Genomic DNA, 25,024 nt, shown 5'->3' on the forward strand with positions numbered 1-25,024 from the left:
CGGCTTGTCTCGCCTCCTCTTCAAGAACCGTCGACGTCGGCTCGTTCTGGTGGTGTGGATCATCATCCTGCTCGCCATCGTTCCGATGGCGGCGTTCTCCTCTCAGTACATCAACTACTCCTCCTCGGGCAACGGCGTCTCGGGGAGCCAGTCGCAGCAGGCGCAGAACCTCCTCGCTCAGGGCCACCCCCAGAACTCGACGCTGTTCGCCGTGGTCGCGAACTCGAGCGCGCAGTACCCGACCCCCCAGGCGTTCTGTTCGCAGGCCCAATCGTTCGCCGCGGCGCTCGCCCAGAAGAACTACTCCCACTACGACTATACGGGCTCGATCTGCTACTCGGAAGCGACGCTCCTCAATGAGATCTACGGATCCCATCGGAGCACGATCGTCGCGGCGCACTCCTCGTTTGTGAACTACTCCGCGGAAGTGTACGCGTTCCCCCAGAAGTTCTACGCCGAGTGGGGGAACCAGAGCTACACCTACGCCGGAATCAACACCGCGTACACGAAGGTGGGCGGGCCGTACTCGAACTACACTGCGGCATTCAAGGCCAACCTCCTTCAGAACTACTCGACCTCGGTCGCCCCGCTCTCCCAGGTCAATACGGCAATCTTCTGGTCGGCACCGCCGAGCATCCCTTCCAGCGGCGAGGTGAGCATCATCGTCCTGGTCTCCAACCTGCAGAACTACACGAGCGCCTACGATCTCGAGACCTCGATCGGGCTCGTGCTGAACCCGGCGGGACCCATCGTGATCGCGCCGAGCGTGGTCGCCTCCTTCCTCCTCCCCGGGAACGGAGGCTGGAACTACGTCCTCGACAACGGCTGGACGGACATTCCGTTCCCCTTCGAGGACCTCTTCACCGCCCTGCGCACCCAGTACGTCAGCCCCGACGGGACCACCCAGATCCTGCTCGTCATCTTCAACGTCCCGGATTCCTACCGCAGTTCCGACAACACCTACCCGGCGCAGATCGCGACCCCGGGCGTCCGCAACCTCGCGACCGAGTACTTCGGCCCCAGCGCGGGGGTCACGGGGAGCGGAGCGATCAGCTACGATACCCAGGCGCTGACCGCCTCCTCCGACTTCCTCTTCGCGCTGACGTTCGTCTTCCTCGCGATCGCCGTTCTCATCACGCTGAGATCCTGGGTCGCGCCGCTCCTCACAATCCTGTTCGTGCTAATCGGCACGCTCTTCGGCGATGTGGCGATCTTCACGACGGGCCTCCTCTTCGGCCCGGTCGACTATCTTGTGACGTACACCCTCGAGGCGGTGACCCTCGGGATCGTCACCGACTATCTGGTGTTCCTCCTGTACCGCTACCGTGAGGAGGTGCACCAGGGCGTCGACCCGCAGCTCGCGATCGAGCGGGCGACGGACACGGCGGGATTCGCCGTGCTCACGAGCGCCATCATCGTCGCGGTCGGCCTCGGCGTCCTCAGTTTCATTCCCGGTCTGCCGAGCTGGGGCCCGGTGCTGTTCATCGCCGTCATGCTGATCGGCATCTGCGAAGCGACCTTGCTCCCCGTCCTGACGAGCTACATCGGGCCCCGGATCTTCCTGAAGAAGGCCCGGATCCCCGGCCCGATGAAGCCCATCGAAACCACCGGGTTCTACCGTGCCTCCAACTTCTCCGTCCGCCGACGCTACCTCGTGATCGCGCTCGTGGCCGTCCTCGCGATCCCCGCCATCGCGGTGGCGCTCACGGTCCCGACGACGTACGACGTGACCCAAGGCTTACCGTCCAGCCTGCCGAGCGTGCAGGCCCAGCAGCAGCTCGACTCCGCGTTCGGGTCGAACCAGCTCTACCCGACGTACGTGCTCGTGCAGGATCCCTCCGGGTACCTCCTCCCCGACGGCCGGATCTCTCCCGCGGGCGCTGCGCAGTTAAACGCGACCGCGACGCACATCCTCAGCTTCTCGGGGGTCAAGTCGGCGATCGGCCCGTACGTCTCCGGGAATCGAACGACCTCCGCCACGAAGTCGGCCGCCACGACGTTCATCTTCGACAATGGCACCTGGGCGTACTGGGCCGTCTTCACGAACTACAATCCGTTCACCAACCAGGCGATGGACCTCGTCGGCCAGATGCGATCGAACTCGAGCTGGGTCGTGGGAGGGATCAGCGCGGCGTCGCTCGACCAGAAGAACCAGAACAACATCGTCTACCCCGAAATCGAGATCCTGATTGTCCTGCTGATCGGGGTCGTTCTTGGCTTCGCCTTCCGCTCGCTGTCCTACCCCATCATCTCCCTCACCGGGGTCTACATCAGCATCTCGGTGACGATCGTGCTCCTGTACTGGATCAGTACGTACCTCCTCGGTCAATCGCTGATCTACCTCATCCCGCTGATCCTGTTCGTGATCCTCCTGTCGCTCGGGAACGATTACACCGTGTTCATCCTCAGCCGGGTCGTGGAGGAGCGAAAGCTGGCGGAGAAGAAGATCGCGATCCCGCGGGCCATCGCCCACTCCGGGGTCGTCGTCACGTCCCTCGGATTGATCCTCGCCGTCTCGCTCGGCTCGCTCGGACTTCAGCCCATCAGCTTCCTCGAGCAACTCGGGATCGCGTTCGCAATCTCGCTCGTCATCGACACGTTCATCATCCGCCTGTTCTACTTCCCGGCGATGCTGGCGGTCTTCGGCCGCAAGTGAGCCCGCGCGCGCCCGGCGCGAGCGGGAAAGGGCTTATGGCGCGCTCCGCTTCGGCGGGGCCCGTGGGCCGGTAGATCAGCGGAAGATCGCTACCTTGGCAAGGTAGAGGCCGCGAGTTCAAAGGGAGCGGGAAGGAGCGCCCGTTCCGGAAACTCTCGCCCGGTCCACTTCCCCGACCGGCTCCTCAGCACGTTCGACATATGACGATAGCATGGACGACAGCAGAGCTACCGATTTATACCCCGCCCGAGGTGGACCGGGGAATGGACGCCGAGATCCGCGAGAAGATCGCTGGCGAGGTCGTCCTCTCCGCCCACCCCGGCCGCACCTTGCGCAAATGGCGGGAGGATTTCGAGATCAGCCAGCGGGACCTCGCACGCCATCTCGAAACCGTGCCCTCGGTGATCAGCGACTACGAGTCCGAACGCCGGGCGAGCCCCGGGGCGGGGTTCATCCGGCGGTACGTCCAGGGGCTGGTCGATCTGGACACCCTGCACGGCAGCCGGGTCGGCCAACGCCTCGGAGCCCGGCCCCATTCGGAAGGCATCCTCGGGATGCGGGAGTTCTCCGTCGCCGTGCCGCTGAAAGCCTTCGCCGAACGGCTGGACGCGAAGGCCGTGGGACGGGTCGGCCTCTCGCGCGACATCCATGGCTACACCCTGCTCGACGCGCCCCGCGCGATCCTCTCGATCGACGCGGCGCATTACGTCGAGGTCTACGGCTGGACGACCCAGCGCGCCCTCATCTTCGCGAACGTCCGCTATGGGCGATCGCCGATGGTCGCCATCCGGGCCCACCCGCTCAAACCGGCCGCGGTCGTGTTCGCCAACCCGGGCCGCATCGACCCGCTCGCGATCCGCCTGAGCGAGGTCGAGAACATCCCTCTCCTCACCACCGCGCTCCCGGCGTCCACGATCCTGGAGCGGCTCGAGGAGCTGTAACGCACGGAGATCGAACCACATGGAAGCAGGCATAGTGAGCTATGGGGTGTATGTGCCCCGGTACCGGATCACGCCGACCGAGATCGGGAAGGTATGGGGGGTCGACGGCGCGAGCATGGGCCAGGGGCTCAACGTCCACCGCAAGAGCGTACCGGCGCCGGACGAGGACACGATCACGATCTCGACGGAGGCCCTGCGCACGGCGCTGATCCGCGGGGCGATCGATCCCCAGGAGATCGGGGCCCTCTACGTGGGATCGGAATCCCACCCGTACGCGGTCAAGCCGACCGCCACGGTCGTCGCGCAAGCGGTCGGGGCCACTCCGAACCTCACCGCGGCCGACTTCGAGTTCGCGTGCAAGGCCGGGACCGCGGCGATCCAGACCTGCCTCGGCCTCGTCGAGTCGCGGATGGTCCGATACGGCGTCGCGATCGGCTCGGACACCTCGCAGGGGGCCCCCGGCGACGCGCTCGAGTACAGCGCGAGCGCGGGCGGCGCCGCGTTCGTGATCGGGCGCGAACGGGTCATCTGCTCCTTGCGCAAGACGCTCTCCTACACGACCGATACTCCGGACTTCTGGCGCCGAGAGGGCGAGCGGTACCCGAGCCACGGGGGCCGATTCACCGGCGAGCCCGCCTACTTCCGCCACGTCACCGAGTGCGGGCGTCGCCTGATGGAGGAGGTCGGGAGCACGCCGCGGGACTACGCGCACGTCGTCTTCCACCAGCCCAACGGGAAGTTCCCGCAGCGGGTCGGCAAACAGATGGGGTTCACCGAGGAGCAGATGCGCCACGGGCTCGTCACGCCCTACATCGGCAACACGTACTCCGGCGCGGCCCTGATCGGGCTCGCCAACGTCCTCGATTATGCCCAGCCCCACGAGCGGATCCTCATGGTCGGGTACGGTTCCGGCGCGGGAAGCGACGCCTTCGATCTCGAGACGACGGAGGAGATCGCCCGCTTCGACCGGGGCTACGGCCGTCCCGTCCAGGACTACCTCGATCACGGGATCGAGATTCCGTACGCGGTCTACGCGAAGTTCCGCGGAAAGATCCACATGGGAGGCGAGTAACGATGCGCGAGGTCGCCGTTCTCGGCGCCGGACAGACGAAGTTCGGCGAGCTGTGGGACCGGTCCTTCCGGGAGATCGGCATCGAGGCCGGCCTCCAGGCGCTGGTGGATGCGAAGCTCGAGTCGGCCCAGCTCCAAGGCCTCTTCCTCGGCAACATGGCCGCCGGCCGCCTGATCGATCAGGAACAGATCGCGCCCCTGATCCTCGACTACGCCGGGCTCGGGAATCGCAACCTCCCCGCCGTTCGGGTCGAAGGCGGAGGAGCCTCGGGCGCGCTCGCGCTGCACGCGGGATACCTCGCGGTGGCGAGCGGGCAGTACGACTTCGTGGTCGTCGGAGGGGCCGAGAAGCTGACGGACGTGCCGGACATCACCGGCAACCAGATCACCGATTCGGCCGCCGATCACGAGTGGGAGGTTGTCTTCGGCGCCACCCTTCCCGGCCTCTGGGCGCTCATCGCCCGACGCCACATGCACGAGTACGGGACCAAGCGCGAGGAGTTCGCGGCGGTCCCCGTCCAGGACCACGAGATGGCGGCCAAGAACCCCAACGCGCACTACCGCAACAAGATCACGCTGGAGCAGGTCCTCGGGGCCACGCCGGTCGCGCAGCCCCTCGGCATGCTCGACTGCGCCCCGCTTTCGGACGGAGCCGCCGCGGTTGTGCTCGGCCCGATGGAGGTCGCGCGCAAGTACACGGACACTCCGATCCACATCTCGGCGAGCCAGGTCGCCTGCGACACGATGTCGGTCCACCACCGACGCGACATTACGACGCTCGATTCGACCGCCGTCGCCGCGCGGCGCGCCTTTCAGCAAGCCCGGCGGACGCCGAAGGACGTGCAGATCGCCGAGATCTTCGATGGTTATTCGATCGGAGCGCTCGTGGCGCTCGAGGACATCGGGTTTGTGGCGAAGGGCGCTGCGGGCGCCGCCTTCGCGGCCGGCGAGTTCGGCCGCGGCGGCCGCGTGGTGGTGAATTCCTCGGGAGGGCTGAAGGCCCAGGGGCGCCCGTTTGGAGCGGTGGGGGTCGCGCAGGTCGTCGAGCTGGTCCGCCAGCTCCGCGGCGACGCGAAGGACCGGCAGGTCGCCGGAGCGAACCTTGGACTCGCGCACGATGTGGGTGGGACGGGAGCTACGAGCGTGGTCCACCTGCTGGAGAGGACCAACTAGGTGGGTACGATGTCGATCGCACGATTCTGGCGCGAAACGCCTCGCCGGTACAACCTCGGCGGATCGAAGTGCTCGATCTGCAGCACCGTGTACTTCCCGCCCCGCTCCGTATGCCCCACCTGTACTCACCACCGCCACTCGATCGGCAAGATGCAGCCGCTCCAGCTCTGCGGGGACGGCGAGATCTTCTCGTTCTCCATCGTCCATGACGCGGCCGAGGGGTTCGAGATGCAGGTGCCCTACGTGCTCGCGCTCGTGAAGACGGTGGAGGGGCCGATGCTCACCGGGCAGATCGTCGACGTCGACCCGGTGGAGGTCGAGATCGGAATGCCCGTCCACGCGATGTTCCGCAAGCTCCGCGAGGAGGGACGCGCGGGCGTCATTCACTACGGCTACAAGTTCGCCCCGTCGACCGCCGAGGACCGCCGGCCTCACCGCGGCGGCTCCAACGAGCCGTCCCCGGTGGCGGAGCCCCCCGGGCGGAGCCGGGCCTCGGCGTGACGGATCGGACGACCTCCGTGGACGCGCGCGAGAACGACGAGCCGCCGGCGGACGAGGAACGGGCCCGGACGTATGCCGAGGGGTTCGGTGCGGGGATCCGCACCGCGCTCAAGGACATCCTCCAGCACGTCTCCCAAGGCTACACCGCCTCCGAGCTTCGCCTCCTCGTGCAGGGCCGGCTCGCGCGACTCGGAGACGAGGTCGAGCTCAAACGACGGAGCATGCTCGGACCCCTCCGAACGCGCGCGGACGTCCTCTTCGCGAACGGGCCGCCGCCCCCGCGTCGCTGGTCGCCCGGTGGAGGGGCCATCCGCGTCGTCCCTCGCCAGAGCTACCTCGTCAACGAACCGCAGCCCTCCCGCGCCCTCGCGCTGGTCGCGGCGGCCATGGCGGACTTCCCCCGGACGATCCTGCTCTCCTTGCACCCTCCCGCGCTGCCCGGACTCCCCGCCGCGCGTCGCGTCGAACTCAACCTGACCTCGGTGGGCGCGCCGGGCGAGGCCGCCCGCCCGATCCCGCTGGGCCAGATCGGCGGCCGGCTGCGCGAGGCGATGGCGGGAGGAGCCCTCGTCTATACCGACGCGCTCGACTTCCTGCTCGCCGAAGAGCCCACCGACACGATGGTGCAGTTCGCGGCCTGGCTCGCCGACGAGGCGCGCAGCACCGACTCCGCGGTCGTCGTGTCGATCGACGCCGCGGCGCTCGACCTCAAGCAGTTCACCCGCATCCAGCGAACGTTCTCGACGCAGGCGTGAGCCGGAGGAGATCGCACCGATGGACATCGCCTTCTTCACCGATTCCTACCTCCCGACGCGCGACGGCGTCGCCGTGACCGTCGACGGGCTCGCGCGATCGCTCACCCGGCAGGGCCACCAGGTCCACGTCTACGCGCCGCACGCGGTCCGTGGAGAGCCGACCCGGGAGTCGGTGGAGGGCGGGGTCCGGGTCGTGCGTTTCCGTTCGGTACCGGTGCCGCTGTACACCCAGTACTCCCAGCCCCTGTTCTCCTCCGTCCTTCCGCTCTGGGCGCGCTCGGCCGAGCGGGTGCTATCGCAAGCCGATGTCGTCCACGTTCACTCCCCGGGGTTCATCGGCAGCATCGGCTTCCTGCTCGCCCGCCATCTCCGCGCCCCGCTTGTCGGGACGTTTCATACCAACCTCGGCGCGATGCAGGACAGCGTTCCTTCGAAGTGGCTGATCCCCACGTTCTTCCGCCTCGCGTGGTGGTACAACGTCGGCCTGTACTGGCGATGCAACATCACGACCGCGCCGACCGAAGCGGCGCGCTCGGCGCTGCTCGCGCATGCCTCCAAGCCGTTCCGCCGGCCCGTCGAGGTCATCCCGAACGGCATCGACCTCGACAACTTTCACCCCGGCCTGAACGTACCCGACTGGAGGACGCGGTGCGGCCTTCCGCCCCACCCCCTCGTCACCTACCTCGGTCGGTTGACGGTGGACAAGGGCGTCCACCGCTTCCTGGACGCGATCGCGAACGCCGCCGATCTCACGGACATGGTGGCGATCGTCGGCGGGACCGGGCCCGAAGAGGCGGCGGTGCGCGAGCGGATCGCACGCGATAACCGTCTCTCCGGCCGCGTACGCTACGTCGGGCCGGTCGTGGAAGCCGAGAAAGGGGCGCTGCTCGCCCAATCGTCGATCTTCGTGCTTCCGTCGACGAGCGATACCGCCAGCATCGGGATGCTCGAGGCCATGGCATGTGGAACCCCCTGCATCGGCCCGGATGTCGGCGGACCGGCGGAGATCGTCCAGGACGGGGTCACGGGCCGGCGGGTCGCCGTTCAGGACCCCGCGGCGCTCGCGCGCGCGATCGTCGCCTTGGTCGATCGTCCCCAGGAGCGGCGTCGCATGGGAGAGAACGCCCGCACGTTCGTTCGAACGACGGCCTCGATCGACGCGATGGCATCGCGCATATCCGAGCTCTACCGGCGACTGATCGACCAAGGAGCCTCGCCGGGGCGATCCGGGTCCGGTTAGCCCGCGGACGAGGCTCGGGGTGGGGCGGGCCTGTCGGGAGCTTCCGTCCCGGGCGGCCGTCGCCACGGGACCTTTGAACCCGAGTTTGCTGGCTTAGAAGGCCAGTGCTTCATCCAAGCTAAGCTACAGGCCCGGACGGTCGGTACGAGCCCTCGCCCCTTAATCCTTGGCTCGCGCTCGGCCGCTTCCGGCCGAGGCGATCAGGTGGGCGAGGCGCAACGGTTCCGGCCAAAAGCCCCGTACCGTGGTTCGCCGGATCAACGCGAGCGCGTCGACCCGGCGGCAGCCCACGACGCTCGCGAAGATCGGTCGCCCGGAGGTGGGCACCCGGAACAGGCGATGGGCCGTGAGGAGCGCGTAGCGACGTCGCGCGTCCCGCGGGAACCACTTCACGAGGGCGGCCCGTATCCGCGCGAGGTCCGGGGCCCGGCGCGTCAGGCTAACGACCGGTAGACGGAGCTCGCTCGCGAGCCGGTCGAGATCGACCACGTTGAATCCTCCGAGCACGATCCCGTCCACTAGCACCGCCCGGAGATCGGCGAGGTGTCCGGTCCGGCGCACGAGCTCGACCGCGCGCTCGGTCGCGTCGCGGCCGTCGACCTCGACCGAGCCCACCTCGACCGCCTCGACATACTCCGGCGCGGAGACCGTGACCGCGGCGATGGGAGCTCGACGATCCATGCGCCGGAAGGCACCGTCATCGATGCCGACGACCCGGACATGCGGTTTCACGAGCGCCCGACGCAACGATATGACCCTGCGCGGGGTCGTTGCCGCCGGATGTCGTCGGACGTGCTCGCGGTCCGGTGTCCGCACTGCGGCACGACTTTCGGCGTCCTCCCCGGCTCGGGTCCCGCGACGCAGTGGCTTCCGTGCCCCCAATGCCGTACCCCGGTGCCGGTCGTGCTTCCGCGCGACCATCCGCCCCTCTTCAGCTGGGAGATCTATCCCGGCCTATATCCCAGCTACATTCCCCCGCGGCCGCCTCGGGTGCGTCGCCGGCCGGCCACGATCTACGTCCTCCTCGCGTCGCTCGTGATCTGCGCGGGGCTCGTCGGCGCGTTCGGCTACATCGCGGTCCTCGCCCAGCAGCCGTCGACCTACACGGTGAACGGAACGGTCATCGCTCCGAACGGCTCGCCGCTCGCGGGGGCTCAGGTCGAACTGACGACGGAGGCGAACCAGTCCTCGAGCGTCATCACGGGGCTCGGGGGGACGTTCTCCTTTGCGAACGTGCCCCTCGGCGGGGTCCTGGTCAATACGACGAAGACCGGCTACGCCTACACCGCGGTCTACCTCTTCCTCTCGACGGTGTATGTATCGGGGGGATCGTCGACCGGGATCTCCCTGACCCTGAATCCATCTCCGGCGAACAACACGACGCTCTACGTCACTCCGTTCCCGACGCTCGAGTCGTTCGTGACGGACCTGGGGGCGGCCGCCGGATTGCTCGCCCTCGTCGCGGTCGTCGATGGGTTCGCGATACTCCGCACGCGTCGATCCTCGCGCCCGATCTTCGGTGTCGCGGCCGGGTTCGGATCCCTCCTCGCCCCTCTACCCATCGCGCTCCTCAGCATCGAGGTGGCCGCGCCGATCCCGTCCCTGATGACGATCCCGGTGGCTGTGCTCGGCGGCTTCGCGGCAGGGATCGGGCTGGTCGAGATGGCCCTCGCCGGACAGCCTTCGGAGGCTTAGTGCGAACCCCGGGGATCCAGCGTCGCGCGCCGCTCGTTCTTCTCGATCGGGCGTCGGGTCCGATAGCCCCCCGAGAGCGGGTGGTAGTACGCCACCCGGTCCTCCCCGCGCTGCCAACATAGGAACACGAGCTCCCCGTCGACCGTACCGTAGAAGTCGATCAGACCGCTGTCGAGGTCCTTGATCTCGATCCCTTCCTCGCGCAAGGCCCCGACCCGGTCTTCGATGCGCTGCGTGAGCCGACGCCATTCCTGATCCAAGCGGTCCTTGTGCTCGCGATCGGGTAGATCCGGCGAATCGATCTCCGGCCCCCAGAACGACGCGAGCCGGTGGACCTCCTCGTGCACCGCGCGCAGGCGGTCGACCATGACCCGGAGCTGAGGCAGCACCTCGTCGAGCTGGGGCAGGCGAGCGTTGGCTTCCTCGACCGTCCACCGCCGAGCGATGGCCGGACGCGGCTCGGGAGTTTCGCGCGCCATGGTTCCCCTCACCCAACGATGCGACTACCGGTATTTACGCATGTCAATTGCACACGCTTCCGATGGTAACCTCGGGAGGGAACGGACCCGAGTGCCCTGCCGGACGTGGGGTCGTTCAGGCGGCGTGGATCGGGAGCCGCTCGACCGGCCAGTGGGCGTCCCGGTACGCGCGCTCAACCTCGAGGCCGTGCGGTCCGTCCCGGACCTCGAGTTCAATCTCGACGGTCACCCGGCCCGGCGGAAGGTCGGGCGACTCCCGCTCGTGGTTAAGATGGCGGACGTTGGCGCCGGAGTCGGCGGCGACCTTCAAGAACGCTGCGAGCTGGCCGGGAACGTCGCGCATGGCGGAGCGCAGCCGAAGCAGCCGGCCCTCCGCCGCGAGCCCGATGAAGAGCACGTGATCGAGCACGAACGGGTCGAGGTTGCCCCCGCTGACGACGACGACCACGGGACCATCGCGCGCGAGCTCGGGGTGCTCGAGAAGGCCGGCGAGCGCGGCCGCCCCGGCGCCTTCGGCGAGCACCTTCGCGAGCTCGAGGAGCAGGAAGGAAGCTCGCGCGATCGCGCGGTCGTCGACCACGAAGGCTCGGGCGTGCACCGCGCGGAGGATCTCGAGCGGCAACCGACCGATGTGGCGCGTCGCGAGACCATCGGCGAAGGTGTTCGGAGTCGCTCCCTCGATGACCTTGCCCGCGGCGAGCGACGCCCGCAGCGTGTCCGCGCCGGACGGCTGGATCCCGATCACCTCGGCGGAACTGCCCTGCGAATGGAGGCCGGCCGCGATTCCCGACAGAAGGCCCCCACCCCCCACCCCCGCGATCACCCGGCGTACCATCGGTAGGTCCTCGAGGATCTCGAGGCCGACGGTGCCTTGGCCGGAGATGACGTCGGGATCGTCGTAGGGATGCACGTATGTCAGCCGCTCTCGGGCGGCGAGCTGGAGGGCGTACTCGTGCGCTTCATCGTAGTTCGCGCCGTGTAGCAGGACCCGCGCCCCCAGCGACCGGGTCCGGGTGATCTTGAGCGGGGACGCGGTCTCGGGCATCACGATCGTCGCGGGAATCCCCCGCTCGCGGGCCGCCCAGGCCACGCCTTGCGCATGGTTACCCGCCGAAGCAGCGGCGACGCCCCGACGAGCATCGTCCTCCGGGATCTGCGCGATCCGGTTGATAGCCCCTCGGATCTTGAAGGCGCCGGTCGTCTGGAAGTTCTCGAGTTTGAGATACACCGCGGCGTCGCCGAGTCCGGGAAACGGAGGAGCTCGTATGAGCGGGGTGCGGACGATGTGCCCGCGCAGCCGGGCGGCCGCGGCGAGGACATCGACGGGGCGTCCCGCGTCTCCAAACACGATCGGGGAGTTCCCCACGTCGCACCGATTCGGCCGCGGACCATAATGGTTGAGGCTCCCCCCGCTTCGAATCCGGCGCCGCTCGGGGGTCGGAATCCGGTCCGGGGCGGTGGAAAGTCTCCGTTGGTCGCGTGAGGTGACCCGCCACGTTTGCGTCGAAACTCTTAACGACCCTCGCACCGATTCCAGGGGAGTGGCGCCGGCTCGAACGCCCGCATCGCCGCAAGTGGACGAATACCTTGCGCAGCTCCCTCCCAAGTTCCGGGCCGCGCTCCAAAATTTGCGCCGAACGATCCGATCCGCGGCTCCGGACGCTGAGGAGGTCATCAGCTACCGAATCCCGGCCTTCCGTCGGAACGGAATGCCGGTCTATTTCGCGGCGTTCAAGGACCACTGTAGCTTCTTTGTGGGGAGCGTTCGCGTCCGACGCCGGTTCTCGGCCGCGTTGAAGCCATTCGAGAGCGGGAAAGGTACCCTTCGCTTCACTCCGGAGCACCCCCTGCCCACGGATCTAGTCACGCGCATCGTGAAGGCACGCGTGGCCGAGAACCTAGCCCGAAGGACTCGGTGATTCCGCGCCGCACGCTCGGGCGGGCAACGCTCCGGCGCTATGGTTCGGTCCATCCCAGCAAAAATTCGATTTTCTCTCGTAAGAAATCGCGATTTCGGATAAGGCGTTATATAGGGTACCTTTCTCCCCCGTCCCCACCGGAGGCAGGACCCCCTATCGACCTATGGCCCGACGTCATAAACCACGCCGAGGGTCTCTTGGCTTTTCACCCCGCAAGCGCTCCGCCCGGGCGCTCCCCCGGGTCCGCTCCTGGGCCCTCGCTCCCACGAAGGCTCCGGCGATCGAAGGGTTTGCCGGATTCAAAGTCGGGATGACCCATGCATTCCTCGTAGACTATCGAAAGCGATCCACCACTGCCGGCCAGGAACTGTCCGTCCCGGTCACGGTCGTAGAGGTACCCCCCATGCGAGCGGTCGGGGCCCGCATCTACGCTCGGAACCCCTACGGTAAGCGGGTCGTCGCCGAGGTATGGGGAGAGAACCCGGTTCAGGAGATCGGCCGGCGGATCTCCCCGCACCCGCCGAGCTCGCCCGAGGCCCGCCTCGCGTTCGGGCACGCTGCGGGTGAGGACGTCCGCCTGATCGTCCACACGCAACCCCACCTCATCACGGGAGTTTCATCGAAGACCCCGGAGATCTTCGAGGTCCGCGTCGCGGGAGACCAGTTCGAGGACCGTCGCGCCTTCGCGCTCACCGCCGTGGGGACCGAGGTCTCCGTCGATCAGCTGACGGCCGAGGGCCAGTTCTTGGATGTCATCGGTGTCACCAAAGGCTTCGGTTTCCAGGGCCATATCCAGCGCTGGGGGGTCAAGCTCCAGCCGCGCAAGAATTCCAAGCACCGCCGCATGATCGGGACCCTTGGCCCCCACAATCCGAGCTTCGTCACCTATCGGGTCCCTCAAGCCGGGCAAACCGGGTACCATCGGCGTACCCAGCTCAACATGCGGGTCCTCAAGGTCGTCCGCGATCCACGGACGGACCCGATCACTCCCGCCGGCGGCTTTCCGCACTACGGCGAGGTCCGTAGCGCGTGCATCGTTCTTCACGGGTCGCTACCGGGCCCGGCGAAGCGCCTCCTGCGCTTCCGCACCCCGATGCGGGCCCGCGTGAGCACCGTCGAGAAGGTCGACCTACGCTACTTCAGTACCCGGTCGAAGCAGGGCGCATGACGGCTCCCGAGCCGCCGGTGCGCTCCCCGGCTCCCTCCGCGCCTCATGTTCCCCAGCATCGGGTCCACCTGCTCGGACTGGACGGCACTCCGAAGGAGAAGGCGACGGTCCACCTCCCGCTCGCCTTCTCGGTCCCGGTTCGGGTCGACCTGATCCGCCGCGCCGTGCTCGCGGCCCGCTCCCACCGGCGCCAGCCGTACGGGACGGGACTCACCTCGGGCCGGCGACACTCGGTGCGTTGGTCGGGTAAAGGCAAGGGGGTTTCGCGCTCCCCTCGACTCATGGATTCGATGACCGGGGCGCAGGCGCCGAACACCGTCGGGGGCGGCCGCGCTCACCCACCCAAGGTCGAACGGATCTGGGCCCAGAAGATCAACGTCAAGGAGCGCAAGCTCGCGTTCGCGTCCGCGCTCGCCGCCACCCGGGTCGTCCCGCTCGCAGAAGCCAGGGGCCACACCGTCCCGAAGGACACCCACCTCCCGTTCGTCCTCGAGGACCCGGTCGAGGAGATCATGACCGCAGCCGCCGCACGCGACGTGTTGGAGAAGCTGCATCTGTGGGACGACATTGAGCGCGCACGGGATCACTCCCATCTTCGCGCGGGGCGCGGCAAGCTCCGCGGACGCGTCCGCCGGACCCCCCGCAGCGTCCTTGTGGTCACAAGCGGCCCGGACCAGGCCCGCGGCTTCCGCAACCTCGCGGGCGTCGAGGTCGTCTCGGTCCACCAGCTCGCGACGGAGGACCTCGCTCCGGGCGGTGATCCGGGCCGGATGACGCTCTTCTCTCACGCGGCGCTCGAGGGGCTCCGCACTCGACTCGGGGAGGTGGCCGCATGAGCGATCTGCGCCACCGCATCCTACTGCACGCCTACGTGACCGAAAAATCGATGGACGAGATGGAACGCCAGAACAAGCTCGAGTTCAAGGTCGACCAGCGCGCCACGCGCGCCGAGGTCAAGCGCGCGGTCGAGCAGATCTACCAGTGCAAGGTGGACAAGGTCAACGTCAAGATCGTGAAGGCCGGCAAGATCGCCACCGTCCGGTTCAAGAAGGAGTACTCGGCGGAGGACATCGGCAGCCGAGCGGGAGTGTTCTGATGGGGAAGCGGATCATCTCCCGACGCCGCGGCGCCGGCACGCCCACGTACCGATCCCCGAGCCATCGGCACCACGGGCCGATCTACCATCCCTCCCCCTCCGTCGTGGGTGAGGGAACGGTCGTAGGGATCGTTCACGCTCCCGGCCGCACCGCTCCCGTCGCCGAGATCTCCACGCCGAGCGGGGACGTCATCCGCACGATCGCGAGCGCGGGGATCGCCACGGGCGACGCGATCTCTCTCCATCGCGGTCCGGTGACCCACGGAGCGCTGCTCTCCCTCGGGGAAATCCCCGACGGCACGCTCGTGTGCAACCTCGAGGTCAAACCGTTCGACGGAGGCCGGCTTGTACGGGCCGCCGGGACGAGCGCCCTCGTCACGGCCCATGCCGGCAAGCTCGTGACCGTGCAGCTCCCGTCGGGAGCGTTCAAGCAGTTCCTCATCACCTGCCGCGCCCAGGTCGGAGCCGTGGCCGGAGGCGGTCGACTCGAGCGCCCCATTATCAAGGCCGGTAAGAAGTTCCACGCGACGCGCTCGCTCGCACGCGCACCCCTGAAGGTCCGTGGGGTCGCGATGAACCCGGTCAACCACCCGTTCGGAGGCGGCGCCCACCAGCACGTCGGGCGGCCGAGCACGGTATCGAGCGGCACATGGCCCGGCGCGAAGGTCGGTCGGTTCAGCCGCTCCCAGCGCAAGAAGCGCCGGGTGCGCGGACGCGATACAGGGACGGTGTAATGCATCATGGCACGATCGAAGAAGATCAAGAAGGTGGAGACGCGCCGCAAGCGCGAGTTCACGTACCGTGGGTACACCCTGCCGCGCCTGAAGGAGATGAACCTCGAGGAGCTCGCGAAGGTCCTCCCGGCCCGCGCGCGCCGGTCGATTCGCCGCGGGTTCAACGTGGAGACGACACGCTTCTTCGGCCGGATGCGCGAAACGCCCCCCGACAAGGTGCTCAAGACCCATTGCCGGGACGCCCTCGTGCTCCCCGAGCACATCGGCCGACGGGTCGCGATCTACAACGGCAAAGAGTTCAAGGAAGTCGAACTGCGCCCGGAGATGATCGGGCACTACTTCGGGGAGTTCTCTCTGACCCGCCGGTTCGAGAAGCACTCCGGACCCGGAGTCGGCGCGACGCGTTCGTCGAAGTTCATGCCGCTGAAGTGAAGGAGGGAACGGAACGATGCGAGGATACACCTATCGCGACGAGGCCGGCACGAGCGTCGCTCGTGCCCGCGGCGTCGAGCTCCCGATCTCTCCGAAGAAGACCTACGAGGTCCTCAACGCGATCCGCGGGCTCCCGCTCGAGCGCGCGCGCACCGTCCTCGAGGATGCCGTCGAGCTCCGCCGCGCGATCCCGTTCCGGCGCTACAATCAGGAGACGTCCCACAAGCGCGGCGTGGGACCGGGCCGGTTCCCGAAGAAGGTCGCGAAGAACGTGCTGCAGATCCTGCGCAACGCGGAATCGAACGCGGAGTACGAGAGCCTCGACACCGACCGGCTCTACGTCAAGGTCGCCGCCTCGAGCCGGGGCCGAATTCTGAAGGCGTCGATGCCCCGCGCCCACGGTCGCGCGACGCCGTGGAACGAGCAGACCACCCACATCGAGATCGTCCTCGCCGAGCGGAAGGAGGCCTAGAGTGAGCGCCGAACGCAAGGTCATCGAGGAGGCGACACGGCGGGTCCTGCTCAAGGACTATCTCGTCGGCGAGAGCGCGCGGGCCGGCTTCGGCGGGCTCGACATCCAACGCACCCCGATGGGCACACGCGTCACGCTGATCTGCGAACGCCCCGGGATTCTGATCGGTCGGCGCGGCGAGCTCATCAAGCGGCTGACGGAGGACATCCAGGCCCGGTTCAAGCTCGACAACCCTCAGATCGAGGTCCAGGAGGAACGCAACCCGTCCCTCAACGCCCAGCTCATGGCCGAGAAGCTCGCCTCGACCCTCGAACGCGGCTGGCACTTCCGTCGCGCGGGGCACTCGACCGTCCGCCGCATCATGGAATCCGGCGCGCGCGGCTGCCAGGTCATCCTCTCGGGGAAGCTGACCGGCGAGCGGCACCGCACCGAACGGTTCAAGGCGGGGACGATCAAGTACTGCGGCGAAGCCGTGCACCTGTGGATGGGCAAGGGATTCTACCAGGCCCGTCTCAAGCCCGGGGTCATCGGCGTCAACGTCTGGATCATGCGCCCGAACGCGAAGCTCCCCGACGAGATCAAGGTCAAGGGCGTGGAGGCCCGACCGGCCCCCGCGCCGATCGATCTCCCGCCCGTCGAAGGCGCCGAGCTACCGCCCGGACCCGGCCCCGCGATCGCGGCGGCCGTGGCCGGGCCGGAGGCCCCCGCGTGACGCTGCTGAGAATGAAGGACCTGCGGGCGCTCAGCGACGACGAGCTGCGCCGCCGCATCTCCGACGCCGAAGGCGATCTCTTGCGCGAGCGCGGCATCGCCGCCATGGGAGGCGCGCCCCCGAGCCCCGGGAAGATGCGCGCGCTGCGCACCAACGTTGCCCGGGCCCTGACCGTGCTCCAGGAGCGCCACCTCGCTCCCACTTCCGCCGAACCGAACGCGAGCGCCTAGAGTGGAATGACGATGGTCGGCAAGGGAGAGCTCACGGGTGCCGACCGCGCCGCGCTCGCCGGCGAGATCCTCGGGGCCGCCATCTCGGTCGACCGCGCTCCGGGGATCCGGACGCTGCCTCTGCGCGGCACGATCGTCGATGAGTCCATGAACATCTTCACGGTCCGACTGGCCGACCATGGCCGCGTCGTGCGCGTGCCCAAGTCCGGGATGCTCGGGACGCTTCTCCTCGGCGAACGCGAGTTACCGTTAATAGGCGAAAGTCTTCGCGTTCGACCCCAGGACCGCACCAAGCGCATCCTCGCCGGCGGTTCCCGGAGGATCCGATGAGTCCCGCTCCAGTATCTCGCACCCGACGCGCCCGGGACATAGGTCTCGACGTTCGCGCGCCGAAGCAGAACTGCGACGATCAGCACTGCCCCTTCCACGGGCGCCTGTCCATCCGCGGCCAGGTGCTCGAAGGGACGGTCGTCTCCACCGCGATGCAGCGTACCGCGGTCGTCGAGCGCACGCTACTCACGCGGGTGCCGAAGTACGAGCGGTATGAGAAGCGCCGCCGCCGCTACCTTGCTCACTCCCCGCCCTGCCTCGGGGTCATGGTCGGACACAAGGTCCGCATCGCCGAGACTCGACCGCTGTCGAAGCTCGTCAGCTTCTGCATTGTCGAGGACCTGGGCGAGGCCGCCCAGCAGGTGAAGGGCGAGGAAGCCATTGCGCCCGAGCCGAGCCCTCCGGTCAAGGAGGAAGCATGAAGGGCGTCGCCGGTCGTCGAGGACGCGGCCTCCCGAAGGGTGCCCGTCTGGACTGCGCCGACAACACCGGCGCGAAGATCGTAGAGATCATCGCCGTGCACAACTGGCACGGCACTCACCGCCGCTACCCGCGGGCGGGGATCGCCGACCTCGTGATCGTCTCCGTCAAGAAGGGAACGCCCGAGATGCGGCGCCAAGTACTGTACGCCGTCATCGTGCGCTCGCGCTCCCCGATCCGGCGGGCCGACGGGACCCGAGTGCAGTTCGAGGACAACGCCGCCGTGATCACGACCGAGACCGGCGAGCTGAAGGGATCCCAGATCAAGGGACCGGTGGCAAAGGAGGCCGCCGAGCGGTGGTCGCGCGTGGCCGCGGCCTCGTCGATCATCGTGTAGGAGGGGTTCATGGCACGTCAATCTTCCAGCGCACCCCGCCGACAGCGCAAGGCGCTGTACAACGCAGACTCCTTTCACCGGCGCCGACGGATGTCGGTCCCGCTCTCCCGCGAGTTGCGCGCGCGCTTCCACTGCCGCTCGGTCCCGGTCCGCAAGGGCGACACCGTGCGCATCCTATCGGGAAGCTACGTCGGGAGCGAGGAGCGTGTGGCCCGGGTCGATCGCCGCAGCTACTCCGTCATCCTCAACAACATCACGCTGAAGACCGGGGAGCAGAAGCAGAAGCCGCTCCCGATCCGGACCGGCCAGCTCCTGTTGACCAAGCTCAACCTCTCGGATGCCTGGCGACGCCGCATCCTGAGCGTTCGCGAGGAGGAGTTGACCCCCGAAGAGCTCGGTACTGCCCCCGAAGCACCGACCGCGGCGGCGACGGAGACCCCCGCGGCGTCGCCCGATGCGGCCGCCGTACTCCCTGGACCCGAAGGGGATATGCACCTCACCGAGGCGGAGCGCGAGTTCCTCGAGGATGCTGGGACCGAGGAAGAGGCGCCGATGGGGAAGGCCCCCAAGAAGGGAGCACCCGAAGAGGCGGGATCGAAGGCCCCCAGCGGCGAGATGAAGCTCACACCGAAGGAGACCGCATTCTTCGAGTCGGCCGAGAAGGAGGAGTACGGACCCGACGCTAAAGCGGTCCGCACGCACAAGAACGCCCCTCATACCGCCGAAGAGGAGGAGATCGCCGGCGAGGCGGAAGAAACACCGGAGCCCGCGGTAGCGAAGCCGCATCCCTCCGCGAAGCCCCGAGGTAAGTCCCGCCCACCGAAGGAGGGCGACGCATGACGCGCCGGATGAAGCGTCGGGCCGCCCCGAGGACCTGGCCGGTTCCCCGCAAAGGAACGAAGTGGATCCGGCGGCCGGCTCCCGGGCCTCATGCTCAGGACCAATCGATCCCCCTCGTGATCGTGCTGCGCGACCTGCGCCACCTCGTCCGGAACGAGCGCGAAGCTCGGCTGCTCGTGAACTCGGGCACGGTCAAGGTCGACGGGAAGGTCGTTCGCGATCTCTCGCGCGGTCTGGGTCTCATGGACGTACTCTCCCTCGCGGCGCCGCTCGATGCGCACGCCCGCGTCGTGAAGGACCGCCGGGGCAAGCTCACCCTCGTGACCATCCCTCCCACCGAGGCGTCCGTCAAGCTCGGGCGCATACGGTTCAAGCACGCGATCCGCACGGGCAAGGTCGGCATGACCCTGCACGATGGCCGCACCCTCGTGGTCCCCGCCAACTCCCCCTACCGCGTCGGCGACTCGCTCCAGATCGAGGTGCCGAGCCAGACGATCGTCCGCCACCTCCCCCTCGCCCCCGGCCAGCTCGCGTTCCTCGCGGGCGGCAGCCACGTCGGCGAAACCGCACGCGTTGAGCGGGTCGAGGTCCGCAACTCCTCCCAGCCGAACCTCGTGCACTTCAAGGAGGGATTCTCGACCATCAAGGAGTACGTGTTCATCGTGGGCGAGACCTCGCCCCAGGTGACGATCGCGGAGGGTCTCGACCGATGAACGCATCCTCCCCCGCCCAGGCCCCGACGACGGAGAACGTCAACCGGGCCGTGCGGATCATCAAGGTCGTGGTCAACGCGGGTGTCGGTCAATCCGGCGAACCGCGCCAGAAGGCCGAGCGCGTCCTCCAGATGATCACCCACCAGAAACCGATCGCGACCCGCTCGCACTCGACGAACCGCGATTTCGGCATCCGGGCCGGCCAGGAGATCGGAGCGAAGGTGACGCTCCGGGGTCCCTCGGCCGTCGACTTCCTGAACCGAGCCTTCGAGGCTCGCGACCGTCAGCTCGATCCGGACTCGATCGACCGCAACGGCAACTTCTCCTTCGGGATCGGGGACTACACCGATTTCACGGGAATGAAGTACGATCCCGAGATCGGCATCCACGGCATGGACATCGCGGTCGAGCTCGGCCGCTCCGGCTATGGGGTGCGCGAACGGCAGGTCTCCGCCCGCCCGATCCCCAAGCGCCTGCGATCGACCAAGGCCGATACCCGCGCGTACCTCGCGGCGACCTTCCAAGTGACGTTCGTGGAGTGAGAGCGATGTCGAAACCCAAGAAGGAATTCGGGCGGAAGGAAGGCTGCCTGCGGTGCGACCGCAAGCGCGGCATCGTCCGGCGCTACGGACTGCACGTCTGCCGGCAGTGCTTCCGCGAGGTCGCGGTCGACCTGGGGTTCCGGAAGTACCAGTGAGGTAAGGGAACATGCGTCACGATCTACTCAACGATGCGCTCCTCACCCTGCGCCACGCGGACCAGCATGGCCAGGGCGAGGTCGCGCTCGCGCCGGCGTCCCACCTCATCGGCGAGGTGCTGCGGATCCTGCGCGAACACCACTACGTGGAGGAGTTCACGTTCGTCCCCACCGGTCGCGGAGGGAAGTACGATGTCAAGCTCTCCCGGCGCATCAACTCCTGCGGCGTCATCAAGCCGCGGATCGCGGTCCCGCATCGCGAGCTCGAGCGCTACGAATCCCGATTCCTCCCGGCCCAGGACTTCGGGCTCCTCGTTCTCTCCACGAACCGCGGAGTGATCACCCACCAACAGGCCCGGGAGCTCAAGCTCGGGGGGAGGCTCATCGCGTATGTCTACTGAGACAACGGAGGCCGTGATCGCAGTGCCCGCCGGGGTCCGGCTCGAGGTGCACCCCGGTCTCATCCAGGCGAAGGGCCCGCTCGGTCAGATCGTACGGCCGTTCCCGAGCGACGCGCTCGATCTCGTGGTCGCCGACGGCAAGGCCACCCTCACGCTCAAGCTGCCTCCCGGACGCAAGCAATCCCGCTCGCTCCTCGCAACGTGGGCGGCGCACCTGAAGAACCTCGTCGGTGGACTCACGCTCGGGGTCGAGGCGAAGATGAAGGTCGTCGCCGCGCACTTCCCGATGAAGGTCGCGGTGAAGGGTGAGGAACTCATCATCGAGAACTTCCTCGGCGAGAAGTACCCTCGGACCGCTCCGCTGCGCCCCGGAACCAAGGCGGCGGTCGAGGGGGACATCGTGGTCCTTTCCGGCTACGACGTCGAGCAGGTCGGGCAAAGCGCGGCCAACATCGAGCGCGCAACGCACATCCGCAACTATGATCCCCGCGTCTTCCAGGACGGCATCTACCTCACCGAGCACGCCCACCTCAAGGGAGCCGACTGATGTCGCCGGATCCCGTGACCGCGCCCGAGCCGGAAGAGACGCCGGCACCGAAGCCCGCCCGGCGCCGCGTCCGCGCCGCGCCGCCGGCCGAGGAGAAGAAGGAGATCGTGCCCGCGGACGCGACGGTCGTCACGACCGAAGAACCCGCGACGCCGCGCGCTCCGAAGCGGGCATCGCTCGACCCGGAGTCGGCGAAGCTGTTGCGCCTGCGACGCGAGCTCGATCGGCACCGACCGCTCTTCGTTCGCCAGGCCGCGCATCGCTACTACCGGATCGGCCGCGACGAGAGCTGGCGCCGGCCCCGGGGCCTACAGTCCAAGCAGCGACGGCACTACGGCTACCGCTCCGTCATCGTCCGGGTCGGCTACCGGTCCCCCGCCAAGGTCCGCGACCTCGTTCCCAGCGGCTTCCGCCCGATCATCATCCGGACGACCGGCGAGCTCGAGAAGCTCGACGCGACGAAGGAGGCCGCGATCATCGCGCGCACCGTCGGCACCCGCCGGCGCCTGACCCTCGAGGAGACGGCCCGCCGCCTCGGAATCCATGTGCTCAATCCGATTGCCACCCCCGAAGGGGAGGAGTAGAGACGTGCCCGATCTTTCGAACCAGCGCCGACTCGCCTCCATCCTGCTCAAGTGCGGCAGCGGGCGCGTGTGGATCGACCCGGCGCGTGAGCAAGAGGTCTCCGACTCGGTCACGCGCCAGGATATCCGTACCGCGATCAAGTCCGGGGCGATCCGTCGCAAGGCGATCCAGGGCACGTCCCGGGCCCGGGCGCGCCGCTACGCGGCCGAGGTCGCGAAGGGACGCCACCAGGGCCCCGGCTCGCGCCGCGGCAGCCCGCTCTCCCGGTCGAGCAAGAAGGAGCGCTGGATGCGCCGGATCCGGCCCCAACGCGAGCTTCTTGCCACCCTCCGGACGGAGAAACGCATCACCCCGGCGATCTACCGCAGGTACTACCGGCAGGCGAAGGGCGGTATGTACCGTAGCCGCGCCCATCTCCTGTTGAACCTGCAGCTCGCCGGCCACCTCGCCGCGGAGGCAAAGTCATGAGTACGGGTCCCCGCTACCGGGTCCGCTTCCGGCGCCGCCGGGAGGGCCGCACCGACTATCGCACGCGGCTCAAGCTCTTGCGCTCGGGCCGCCCGCGGGCGGTCGTACGCATTACGGCCCAGCGCGTCTACGTCACGATCACCACCTACGACCCGACAGGCGATCGCGTGGTCGCCTCGGCCGATAGCCGGGAGCTCGGCGGGGTCGGATTCCCCGGTGGCAGCCTCGCGTCGACCCCCGCCGCGTATCTGACGGGCTATCTCGCCGGCCTTCGATCGAAGGCGGCGGGGACGGACGGGGCGATCCTCGATGCGGGACTTCGGCACCCGACGGCCGGGGGACGAGTGCTCGCGGCGCTCAAGGGCCTGCTCGACGCAGGCGTTCAGGTGCCCCATGGAGAGACGGTCTTCCCCGGGAACGACCGGCTCAACGGCTCGCACCTGCCGAAGCCGCTCCCGGAACCCCTCGAGTCCTACAAGGGCAAGTTGCCGACAATCACCGAGCGCAAGGAGGCGACCGCATGAGCGGAGCGTCCACCTTCCCGCCCTCCGGCGGCTCCTCCCAGGGCTCTCGGTACGGAGGAGGCGGACCGTCCGGTCCCGCCCCACCGCCCCCCTGGGTACCGAAGACCGAGCTCGGTCGCAAGGTCCACTCCGGGGAGATCACGACGATGAGCGACGCGCTGCGAAGCGGGCTCCCGCTGCGCGAGCCGCAGATCGTGGACAAGTTGCTTCCGGGTCTCCACGACGAGGTCCTCGACGTGAACATGGTCCAGCGCATGACCGATTCCGGTCGGCGCCTGAAGTTCGCCGTCACCGTCGTCGTGGGGAACGGCGACGGGTTCGTCGGTCTCGGACGCTCCAAGGGCCGGGAGGTCGGACCCACGATCCGGCGCGCGATCGACCGCGCGAAGCTCAAGCTCATCGAGATCCAGCGCGGCTGTGGTAGCTGGGAATGCGGCTGCGGGCGCTCCCACACGGTTCCCTTCCAGGTCCGAGGCCGCTCGGGCTCGGTCGTCGTCACGTTCAAGCCGGCACCGCGGGGCGTCGGGCTCGCAGTGGGCGATGTCGCGAAGCCGATCCTTCGGTTCGCGGGACTCACCGACACCTGGGGATACACCGACGGTCACACGAAGACGACCGTCAATTACGCTCAGGCCGCGTTCATCGCGCTCGCGGCGCTGTCGAGCCTGAAGATCCGTCCGGAGGATGCCGCTCGCCTGAAGATCGTGCGCGGACCGATCGGCACGTCCATCCTCCCCCCGAAGGAGGAGGGCGCCCGCCCGATGGGCGGCCGTGGCGGTCGGCGCCGCGGCGGACCGCCGCCCCGGGGCGGAGGCGGACGGCCTCCGGGACCCGGCGGCGCCGGGGGTCCCGGCCGGCGGCCCGGCGGACCGCCTCGGGGAGGTCGCTGAACATGGCGTGGATGATCATCCGCGTCCGTGGCACGATCCACGCGCGGCACGATATCGTCGAGACGCTCAAGTTCCTGCATCTCAACCGGCCGCAGCACGTGACCGTGGTGCCCGAGAAGCCTGAGTTCCGCGGAATGCTCACGAAGATCCAAGGGTACGTCACCTGGGGCGAGGCCGAGCCGGAGACCGTGGGTCTGCTGCTCAAGTCCCGCGGGGAGACAGCCGGGGGAGAACGCCTGACGGACGCGAACGTCGCCGAATCGACCCGCACGAAGGACCTCGCCGAGCTCACGCAGCGCGTGGTCGTCGAAGGATTGCCGAGCGTCCCGGGGGTCCGCCCGCTCTTCCGACTCGGAGCTCCGAGCGGAGGGTGGAAGTCCACGAAGAAGCCGTACGCGCTCGGAGGCGCGCTCGGCTACCGGGGCCGCGCGATCAACGAGCTCGCCCGCCGCATGATCCGGGAGTGAATAAGATGCCGAGTCGAACGAAGAAGTTCCGAGGATCGCGCACCCACGGTCGAGGGATCAAGGCCGGCCGCGGGGCCGGTAAGCAGGGGGGACGCGGCAACGCGGGGCTGCACAAGTACAAGTTCAAGTCGATGCTCATCTACGCGCCGGACCACTTCGGACGGCACGGCTTCAAGCGCCCCGCCCAGATCGTCGCGCAGCCGACCTCGATCAACGTGGGAGAGCTGGAGAGCTTCGTGCCCTTGCTCCGGATCGCGCAAGCGTTCCGCCAGGACGGAGAGACGTGCATCGCCAATCTATCGAAGGCCGGGATCGACCGCCTGCTCGGCGGTGGCCGCACCGCCCGGACCTGGAAGGTCTACGTCGAACATGCGACGAAGCACGCCCAGGAGAAGGTCACGCTCCTGAAAGAACCCCCTCAAGGAGCATAGGATTGCGCCCCCTAGATTATATAGCGAGAACACCCGCTCT

General features: G+C 68.2%; 34 protein-coding genes, 2 tRNA genes and 1 pseudogene. 33 read left to right on the forward strand and 4 right to left on the reverse strand.

Annotated elements, in window-relative coordinates; all coding sequences use genetic code 11:
* Window positions 1–49: 49 nt before the first annotated feature.
* The 8 genes from VMV28_00160 to VMV28_00195 all read left to right on the forward strand — a co-directional run bounded on the left by VMV28_00160 (window position 50) and on the right by VMV28_00195 (window position 8,337).
* On the forward strand, window positions 50–2,656 hold the full coding sequence (locus VMV28_00160; GenBank protein ID HUZ79029.1) for an MMPL family transporter: 2,607 nt from the start codon (window positions 50–52) through the stop codon (window positions 2,654–2,656).
* Between the two features lie 64 nt (window positions 2,657–2,720).
* A tRNA-Ala gene (locus VMV28_00165) sits at window positions 2,721–2,823 on the forward strand.
* Window positions 2,824–2,919: 96 nt separating this feature from the next.
* Window positions 2,920–3,597 (forward strand): transcriptional regulator, encoded by a 678-nt coding sequence (locus VMV28_00170; GenBank protein HUZ79030.1) that lies wholly within the window; start codon window positions 2,920–2,922, stop codon window positions 3,595–3,597.
* A 19-nt stretch (window positions 3,598–3,616) separates the two neighbouring features.
* Complete coding sequence (locus tag VMV28_00175) at window positions 3,617–4,669, forward strand: hydroxymethylglutaryl-CoA synthase (GenBank protein HUZ79031.1); 1,053 nt, start codon at window positions 3,617–3,619, stop codon at window positions 4,667–4,669.
* Between the two features lie 2 nt (window positions 4,670–4,671).
* The gene (locus VMV28_00180) at window positions 4,672–5,841 is read left to right on the forward strand and encodes a thiolase domain-containing protein (GenBank protein ID HUZ79032.1); all 1,170 of its coding nucleotides are present in this window, start codon (window positions 4,672–4,674) and stop codon (window positions 5,839–5,841) included.
* 9 nt (window positions 5,842–5,850) lie between these two features.
* Window positions 5,851–6,342, forward strand: a complete 492-nt coding sequence (locus tag VMV28_00185) for a Zn-ribbon domain-containing OB-fold protein (protein HUZ79033.1) — start codon at window positions 5,851–5,853, stop codon at window positions 6,340–6,342.
* Window positions 6,339–7,097 (forward strand): hypothetical protein, encoded by a 759-nt coding sequence (locus VMV28_00190; protein HUZ79034.1) that lies wholly within the window; start codon window positions 6,339–6,341, stop codon window positions 7,095–7,097. Before VMV28_00185 ends, VMV28_00190 begins: the two co-directional genes overlap by 4 nt.
* A 19-nt stretch (window positions 7,098–7,116) precedes the next feature.
* Window positions 7,117–8,337, forward strand: coding sequence for a glycosyltransferase (locus VMV28_00195; GenBank protein ID HUZ79035.1), 1,221 nt, complete (start codon window positions 7,117–7,119; stop codon window positions 8,335–8,337).
* A gap of 25 nt (window positions 8,338–8,362) precedes the next feature.
* Here VMV28_00195 and VMV28_00200 read toward each other — a convergent pair.
* Window positions 8,363–8,470: transfer RNA gene (locus VMV28_00200), tRNA-Arg, on the reverse strand.
* Between the two features lie 26 nt (window positions 8,471–8,496).
* Window positions 8,497–9,069: a DUF99 family protein gene (locus tag VMV28_00205; GenBank protein ID HUZ79036.1), complete on the reverse strand. Its 573-nt coding sequence runs from the start codon at window positions 9,067–9,069 to the stop codon at window positions 8,497–8,499.
* Between the two features lie 48 nt (window positions 9,070–9,117).
* Here VMV28_00205 and VMV28_00210 point away from each other — a divergent pair, with 48 nt between their 5' ends.
* The gene (locus tag VMV28_00210; GenBank protein ID HUZ79037.1) at window positions 9,118–10,032 is read left to right on the forward strand and encodes a carboxypeptidase regulatory-like domain-containing protein; all 915 of its coding nucleotides are present in this window, start codon (window positions 9,118–9,120) and stop codon (window positions 10,030–10,032) included.
* Here the strand turns inward: VMV28_00210 and VMV28_00215 are convergent.
* A complete protein-coding gene (locus VMV28_00215) occupies window positions 10,029–10,511 on the reverse strand; it encodes a DUF2203 domain-containing protein (protein HUZ79038.1) in 483 nt (160 codons plus the stop codon). The genes VMV28_00210 and VMV28_00215 overlap by 4 nt on opposite strands.
* 115 nt (window positions 10,512–10,626) lie before the next feature.
* Window positions 10,627–11,877, reverse strand: a complete 1,251-nt coding sequence (gene ilvA, locus VMV28_00220; GenBank protein ID HUZ79039.1) for a threonine ammonia-lyase — start codon at window positions 11,875–11,877, stop codon at window positions 10,627–10,629.
* Between the two features lie 175 nt (window positions 11,878–12,052).
* Between ilvA and VMV28_00225 the strand changes: the two genes are divergently transcribed.
* The 24 genes and pseudogenes from VMV28_00225 to VMV28_00340 all read left to right on the forward strand — a co-directional run bounded on the left by VMV28_00225 (window position 12,053) and on the right by VMV28_00340 (window position 24,984).
* Entirely contained in the window at window positions 12,053–12,430 is a 378-nt protein-coding gene (locus VMV28_00225) for a DUF1801 domain-containing protein (protein HUZ79040.1), read from the forward strand.
* Window positions 12,431–12,593: 163 nt separating this feature from the next.
* Complete coding sequence (locus VMV28_00230) at window positions 12,594–13,598, forward strand: 50S ribosomal protein L3 (protein HUZ79041.1); 1,005 nt, start codon at window positions 12,594–12,596, stop codon at window positions 13,596–13,598.
* The gene (rpl4p, locus tag VMV28_00235) at window positions 13,595–14,434 is read left to right on the forward strand and encodes a 50S ribosomal protein L4 (GenBank protein HUZ79042.1); all 840 of its coding nucleotides are present in this window, start codon (window positions 13,595–13,597) and stop codon (window positions 14,432–14,434) included. The genes VMV28_00230 and rpl4p overlap by 4 nt, the downstream gene beginning before the upstream one ends.
* Window positions 14,431–14,694, forward strand: a complete 264-nt coding sequence (locus tag VMV28_00240; GenBank protein HUZ79043.1) for a 50S ribosomal protein L23 — start codon at window positions 14,431–14,433, stop codon at window positions 14,692–14,694. The genes rpl4p and VMV28_00240 overlap by 4 nt, the downstream gene beginning before the upstream one ends.
* Complete coding sequence (locus tag VMV28_00245; GenBank protein HUZ79044.1) at window positions 14,694–15,428, forward strand: 50S ribosomal protein L2; 735 nt, start codon at window positions 14,694–14,696, stop codon at window positions 15,426–15,428. Before VMV28_00240 ends, VMV28_00245 begins: the two co-directional genes overlap by 1 nt.
* A gap of 6 nt (window positions 15,429–15,434) precedes the next feature.
* On the forward strand, window positions 15,435–15,860 hold the full coding sequence (locus VMV28_00250) for a 30S ribosomal protein S19 (GenBank protein ID HUZ79045.1): 426 nt from the start codon (window positions 15,435–15,437) through the stop codon (window positions 15,858–15,860).
* Between the two features lie 16 nt (window positions 15,861–15,876).
* Window positions 15,877–16,332 carry a 50S ribosomal protein L22 gene (locus tag VMV28_00255; protein ID HUZ79046.1) on the forward strand — a complete coding sequence of 152 codons (456 nt, stop codon included), beginning with the start codon at window positions 15,877–15,879 and terminating at the stop codon, window positions 16,330–16,332.
* 1 nt (window position 16,333) lies between these two features.
* Window positions 16,334–17,044, forward strand: coding sequence for a 30S ribosomal protein S3 (locus VMV28_00260; GenBank protein HUZ79047.1), 711 nt, complete (start codon window positions 16,334–16,336; stop codon window positions 17,042–17,044).
* Window positions 17,041–17,274 (forward strand): 50S ribosomal protein L29, encoded by a 234-nt coding sequence (gene rpmC / locus VMV28_00265; protein HUZ79048.1) that lies wholly within the window; start codon window positions 17,041–17,043, stop codon window positions 17,272–17,274. Before VMV28_00260 ends, rpmC begins: the two co-directional genes overlap by 4 nt.
* A gap of 6 nt (window positions 17,275–17,280) precedes the next feature.
* Complete coding sequence (locus VMV28_00270; protein HUZ79049.1) at window positions 17,281–17,604, forward strand: ribonuclease P protein subunit; 324 nt, start codon at window positions 17,281–17,283, stop codon at window positions 17,602–17,604.
* Window positions 17,601–18,026 (forward strand): 30S ribosomal protein S17, encoded by a 426-nt coding sequence (locus tag VMV28_00275; protein ID HUZ79050.1) that lies wholly within the window; start codon window positions 17,601–17,603, stop codon window positions 18,024–18,026. Before VMV28_00270 ends, VMV28_00275 begins: the two co-directional genes overlap by 4 nt.
* The gene (locus tag VMV28_00280) at window positions 18,023–18,421 is read left to right on the forward strand and encodes a 50S ribosomal protein L14 (protein HUZ79051.1); all 399 of its coding nucleotides are present in this window, start codon (window positions 18,023–18,025) and stop codon (window positions 18,419–18,421) included. Before VMV28_00275 ends, VMV28_00280 begins: the two co-directional genes overlap by 4 nt.
* A gap of 9 nt (window positions 18,422–18,430) precedes the next feature.
* Window positions 18,431–19,261, forward strand: coding sequence for a 50S ribosomal protein L24 (gene rplX, locus VMV28_00285; protein ID HUZ79052.1), 831 nt, complete (start codon window positions 18,431–18,433; stop codon window positions 19,259–19,261).
* Complete coding sequence (locus VMV28_00290) at window positions 19,258–19,974, forward strand: 30S ribosomal protein S4e (GenBank protein ID HUZ79053.1); 717 nt, start codon at window positions 19,258–19,260, stop codon at window positions 19,972–19,974. The genes rplX and VMV28_00290 overlap by 4 nt, the downstream gene beginning before the upstream one ends.
* A complete protein-coding gene (locus VMV28_00295) occupies window positions 19,971–20,516 on the forward strand; it encodes a 50S ribosomal protein L5 (GenBank protein ID HUZ79054.1) in 546 nt (181 codons plus the stop codon). The genes VMV28_00290 and VMV28_00295 overlap by 4 nt, the downstream gene beginning before the upstream one ends.
* A 5-nt stretch (window positions 20,517–20,521) precedes the next feature.
* On the forward strand, window positions 20,522–20,671 hold the full coding sequence (locus VMV28_00300; GenBank protein ID HUZ79055.1) for a 30S ribosomal protein S14: 150 nt from the start codon (window positions 20,522–20,524) through the stop codon (window positions 20,669–20,671).
* 11 nt (window positions 20,672–20,682) lie between these two features.
* Complete coding sequence (locus VMV28_00305; protein HUZ79056.1) at window positions 20,683–21,072, forward strand: 30S ribosomal protein S8; 390 nt, start codon at window positions 20,683–20,685, stop codon at window positions 21,070–21,072.
* Window positions 21,062–21,619 (forward strand): 50S ribosomal protein L6, encoded by a 558-nt coding sequence (rplF, locus tag VMV28_00310; protein ID HUZ79057.1) that lies wholly within the window; start codon window positions 21,062–21,064, stop codon window positions 21,617–21,619. The genes VMV28_00305 and rplF overlap by 11 nt, the downstream gene beginning before the upstream one ends.
* Window positions 21,619–22,203, forward strand: a complete 585-nt coding sequence (locus VMV28_00315; GenBank protein ID HUZ79058.1) for a 50S ribosomal protein L32e — start codon at window positions 21,619–21,621, stop codon at window positions 22,201–22,203. The genes rplF and VMV28_00315 overlap by 1 nt, the downstream gene beginning before the upstream one ends.
* Before the next feature lie 4 nt (window positions 22,204–22,207).
* Window positions 22,208–22,672: a 50S ribosomal protein L19e gene (locus VMV28_00320; protein ID HUZ79059.1), complete on the forward strand. Its 465-nt coding sequence runs from the start codon at window positions 22,208–22,210 to the stop codon at window positions 22,670–22,672.
* On the forward strand, window positions 22,669–23,196 hold the full coding sequence (locus VMV28_00325) for a 50S ribosomal protein L18 (GenBank protein ID HUZ79060.1): 528 nt from the start codon (window positions 22,669–22,671) through the stop codon (window positions 23,194–23,196). Before VMV28_00320 ends, VMV28_00325 begins: the two co-directional genes overlap by 4 nt.
* Window positions 23,197–23,288: 92 nt before the next feature.
* Window positions 23,289–23,885, forward strand: a pseudogene (locus tag VMV28_00330) (30S ribosomal protein S5).
* Window positions 23,886–24,088: 203 nt separating this feature from the next.
* A complete protein-coding gene (locus VMV28_00335; GenBank protein ID HUZ79061.1) occupies window positions 24,089–24,553 on the forward strand; it encodes a 50S ribosomal protein L30 in 465 nt (154 codons plus the stop codon).
* A gap of 5 nt (window positions 24,554–24,558) precedes the next feature.
* On the forward strand, window positions 24,559–24,984 hold the full coding sequence (locus tag VMV28_00340; GenBank protein HUZ79062.1) for an uL15 family ribosomal protein: 426 nt from the start codon (window positions 24,559–24,561) through the stop codon (window positions 24,982–24,984).
* The last annotated feature ends 40 nt before the right edge of the window (window positions 24,985–25,024 follow it).

Source organism: Thermoplasmata archaeon (assembly GCA_035532555.1).
Classification (GTDB): domain Archaea; phylum Thermoplasmatota; class Thermoplasmata; order Lutacidiplasmatales; family UBA184; genus Lutacidiplasma.

Excerpts from the sequence above, each read along its gene's own strand:
- VMV28_00315 (HUZ79058.1), top strand. The coding sequence starts at position 21,619 with ATGTCGCCGGATCCCGTGACCGCGCCCGAGCCGGAAGAGACGCCGGCA.
- VMV28_00195 (HUZ79035.1), top strand. The coding sequence starts at position 7,117 with ATGGACATCGCCTTCTTCACCGATTCCTACCTCCCGACGCGCGACGGC.
- VMV28_00270 (HUZ79049.1), top strand. The coding sequence starts at position 17,281 with ATGACGATGGTCGGCAAGGGAGAGCTCACGGGTGCCGACCGCGCCGCG.
- VMV28_00255 (HUZ79046.1), top strand. The coding sequence starts at position 15,877 with ATGCGAGGATACACCTATCGCGACGAGGCCGGCACGAGCGTCGCTCGT.
- VMV28_00335 (HUZ79061.1), top strand. The coding sequence starts at position 24,089 with ATGGCGTGGATGATCATCCGCGTCCGTGGCACGATCCACGCGCGGCAC.
- VMV28_00295 (HUZ79054.1), top strand. The coding sequence starts at position 19,971 with ATGAACGCATCCTCCCCCGCCCAGGCCCCGACGACGGAGAACGTCAAC.
- rpl4p (HUZ79042.1), top strand. The coding sequence starts at position 13,595 with ATGACGGCTCCCGAGCCGCCGGTGCGCTCCCCGGCTCCCTCCGCGCCT.
- VMV28_00210 (HUZ79037.1), top strand. The coding sequence starts at position 9,118 with ATGTCGTCGGACGTGCTCGCGGTCCGGTGTCCGCACTGCGGCACGACT.
- VMV28_00245 (HUZ79044.1), top strand. The coding sequence starts at position 14,694 with ATGGGGAAGCGGATCATCTCCCGACGCCGCGGCGCCGGCACGCCCACG.
- VMV28_00230 (HUZ79041.1), top strand. The coding sequence starts at position 12,594 with ATGGCCCGACGTCATAAACCACGCCGAGGGTCTCTTGGCTTTTCACCC.
- VMV28_00240 (HUZ79043.1), top strand. The coding sequence starts at position 14,431 with ATGAGCGATCTGCGCCACCGCATCCTACTGCACGCCTACGTGACCGAA.
- VMV28_00185 (HUZ79033.1), top strand. The coding sequence starts at position 5,851 with ATGTCGATCGCACGATTCTGGCGCGAAACGCCTCGCCGGTACAACCTC.
- VMV28_00305 (HUZ79056.1), top strand. The coding sequence starts at position 20,683 with ATGCGTCACGATCTACTCAACGATGCGCTCCTCACCCTGCGCCACGCG.
- VMV28_00275 (HUZ79050.1), top strand. The coding sequence starts at position 17,601 with ATGAGTCCCGCTCCAGTATCTCGCACCCGACGCGCCCGGGACATAGGT.
- VMV28_00170 (HUZ79030.1), top strand. The coding sequence starts at position 2,920 with ATGGACGCCGAGATCCGCGAGAAGATCGCTGGCGAGGTCGTCCTCTCC.
- VMV28_00290 (HUZ79053.1), top strand. The coding sequence starts at position 19,258 with ATGACGCGCCGGATGAAGCGTCGGGCCGCCCCGAGGACCTGGCCGGTT.
- rplF (HUZ79057.1), top strand. The coding sequence starts at position 21,062 with ATGTCTACTGAGACAACGGAGGCCGTGATCGCAGTGCCCGCCGGGGTC.
- rplX (HUZ79052.1), top strand. The coding sequence starts at position 18,431 with ATGGCACGTCAATCTTCCAGCGCACCCCGCCGACAGCGCAAGGCGCTG.
- VMV28_00300 (HUZ79055.1), top strand. The coding sequence starts at position 20,522 with ATGTCGAAACCCAAGAAGGAATTCGGGCGGAAGGAAGGCTGCCTGCGG.
- VMV28_00280 (HUZ79051.1), top strand. The coding sequence starts at position 18,023 with ATGAAGGGCGTCGCCGGTCGTCGAGGACGCGGCCTCCCGAAGGGTGCC.
- VMV28_00250 (HUZ79045.1), top strand. The coding sequence starts at position 15,435 with ATGGCACGATCGAAGAAGATCAAGAAGGTGGAGACGCGCCGCAAGCGC.
- VMV28_00175 (HUZ79031.1), top strand. The coding sequence starts at position 3,617 with ATGGAAGCAGGCATAGTGAGCTATGGGGTGTATGTGCCCCGGTACCGG.
- VMV28_00215 (HUZ79038.1), bottom strand. The coding sequence starts at position 10,511 with ATGGCGCGCGAAACTCCCGAGCCGCGTCCGGCCATCGCTCGGCGGTGG.
- VMV28_00340 (HUZ79062.1), top strand. The coding sequence starts at position 24,559 with ATGCCGAGTCGAACGAAGAAGTTCCGAGGATCGCGCACCCACGGTCGA.
- VMV28_00325 (HUZ79060.1), top strand. The coding sequence starts at position 22,669 with ATGAGTACGGGTCCCCGCTACCGGGTCCGCTTCCGGCGCCGCCGGGAG.
- VMV28_00180 (HUZ79032.1), top strand. The coding sequence starts at position 4,672 with ATGCGCGAGGTCGCCGTTCTCGGCGCCGGACAGACGAAGTTCGGCGAG.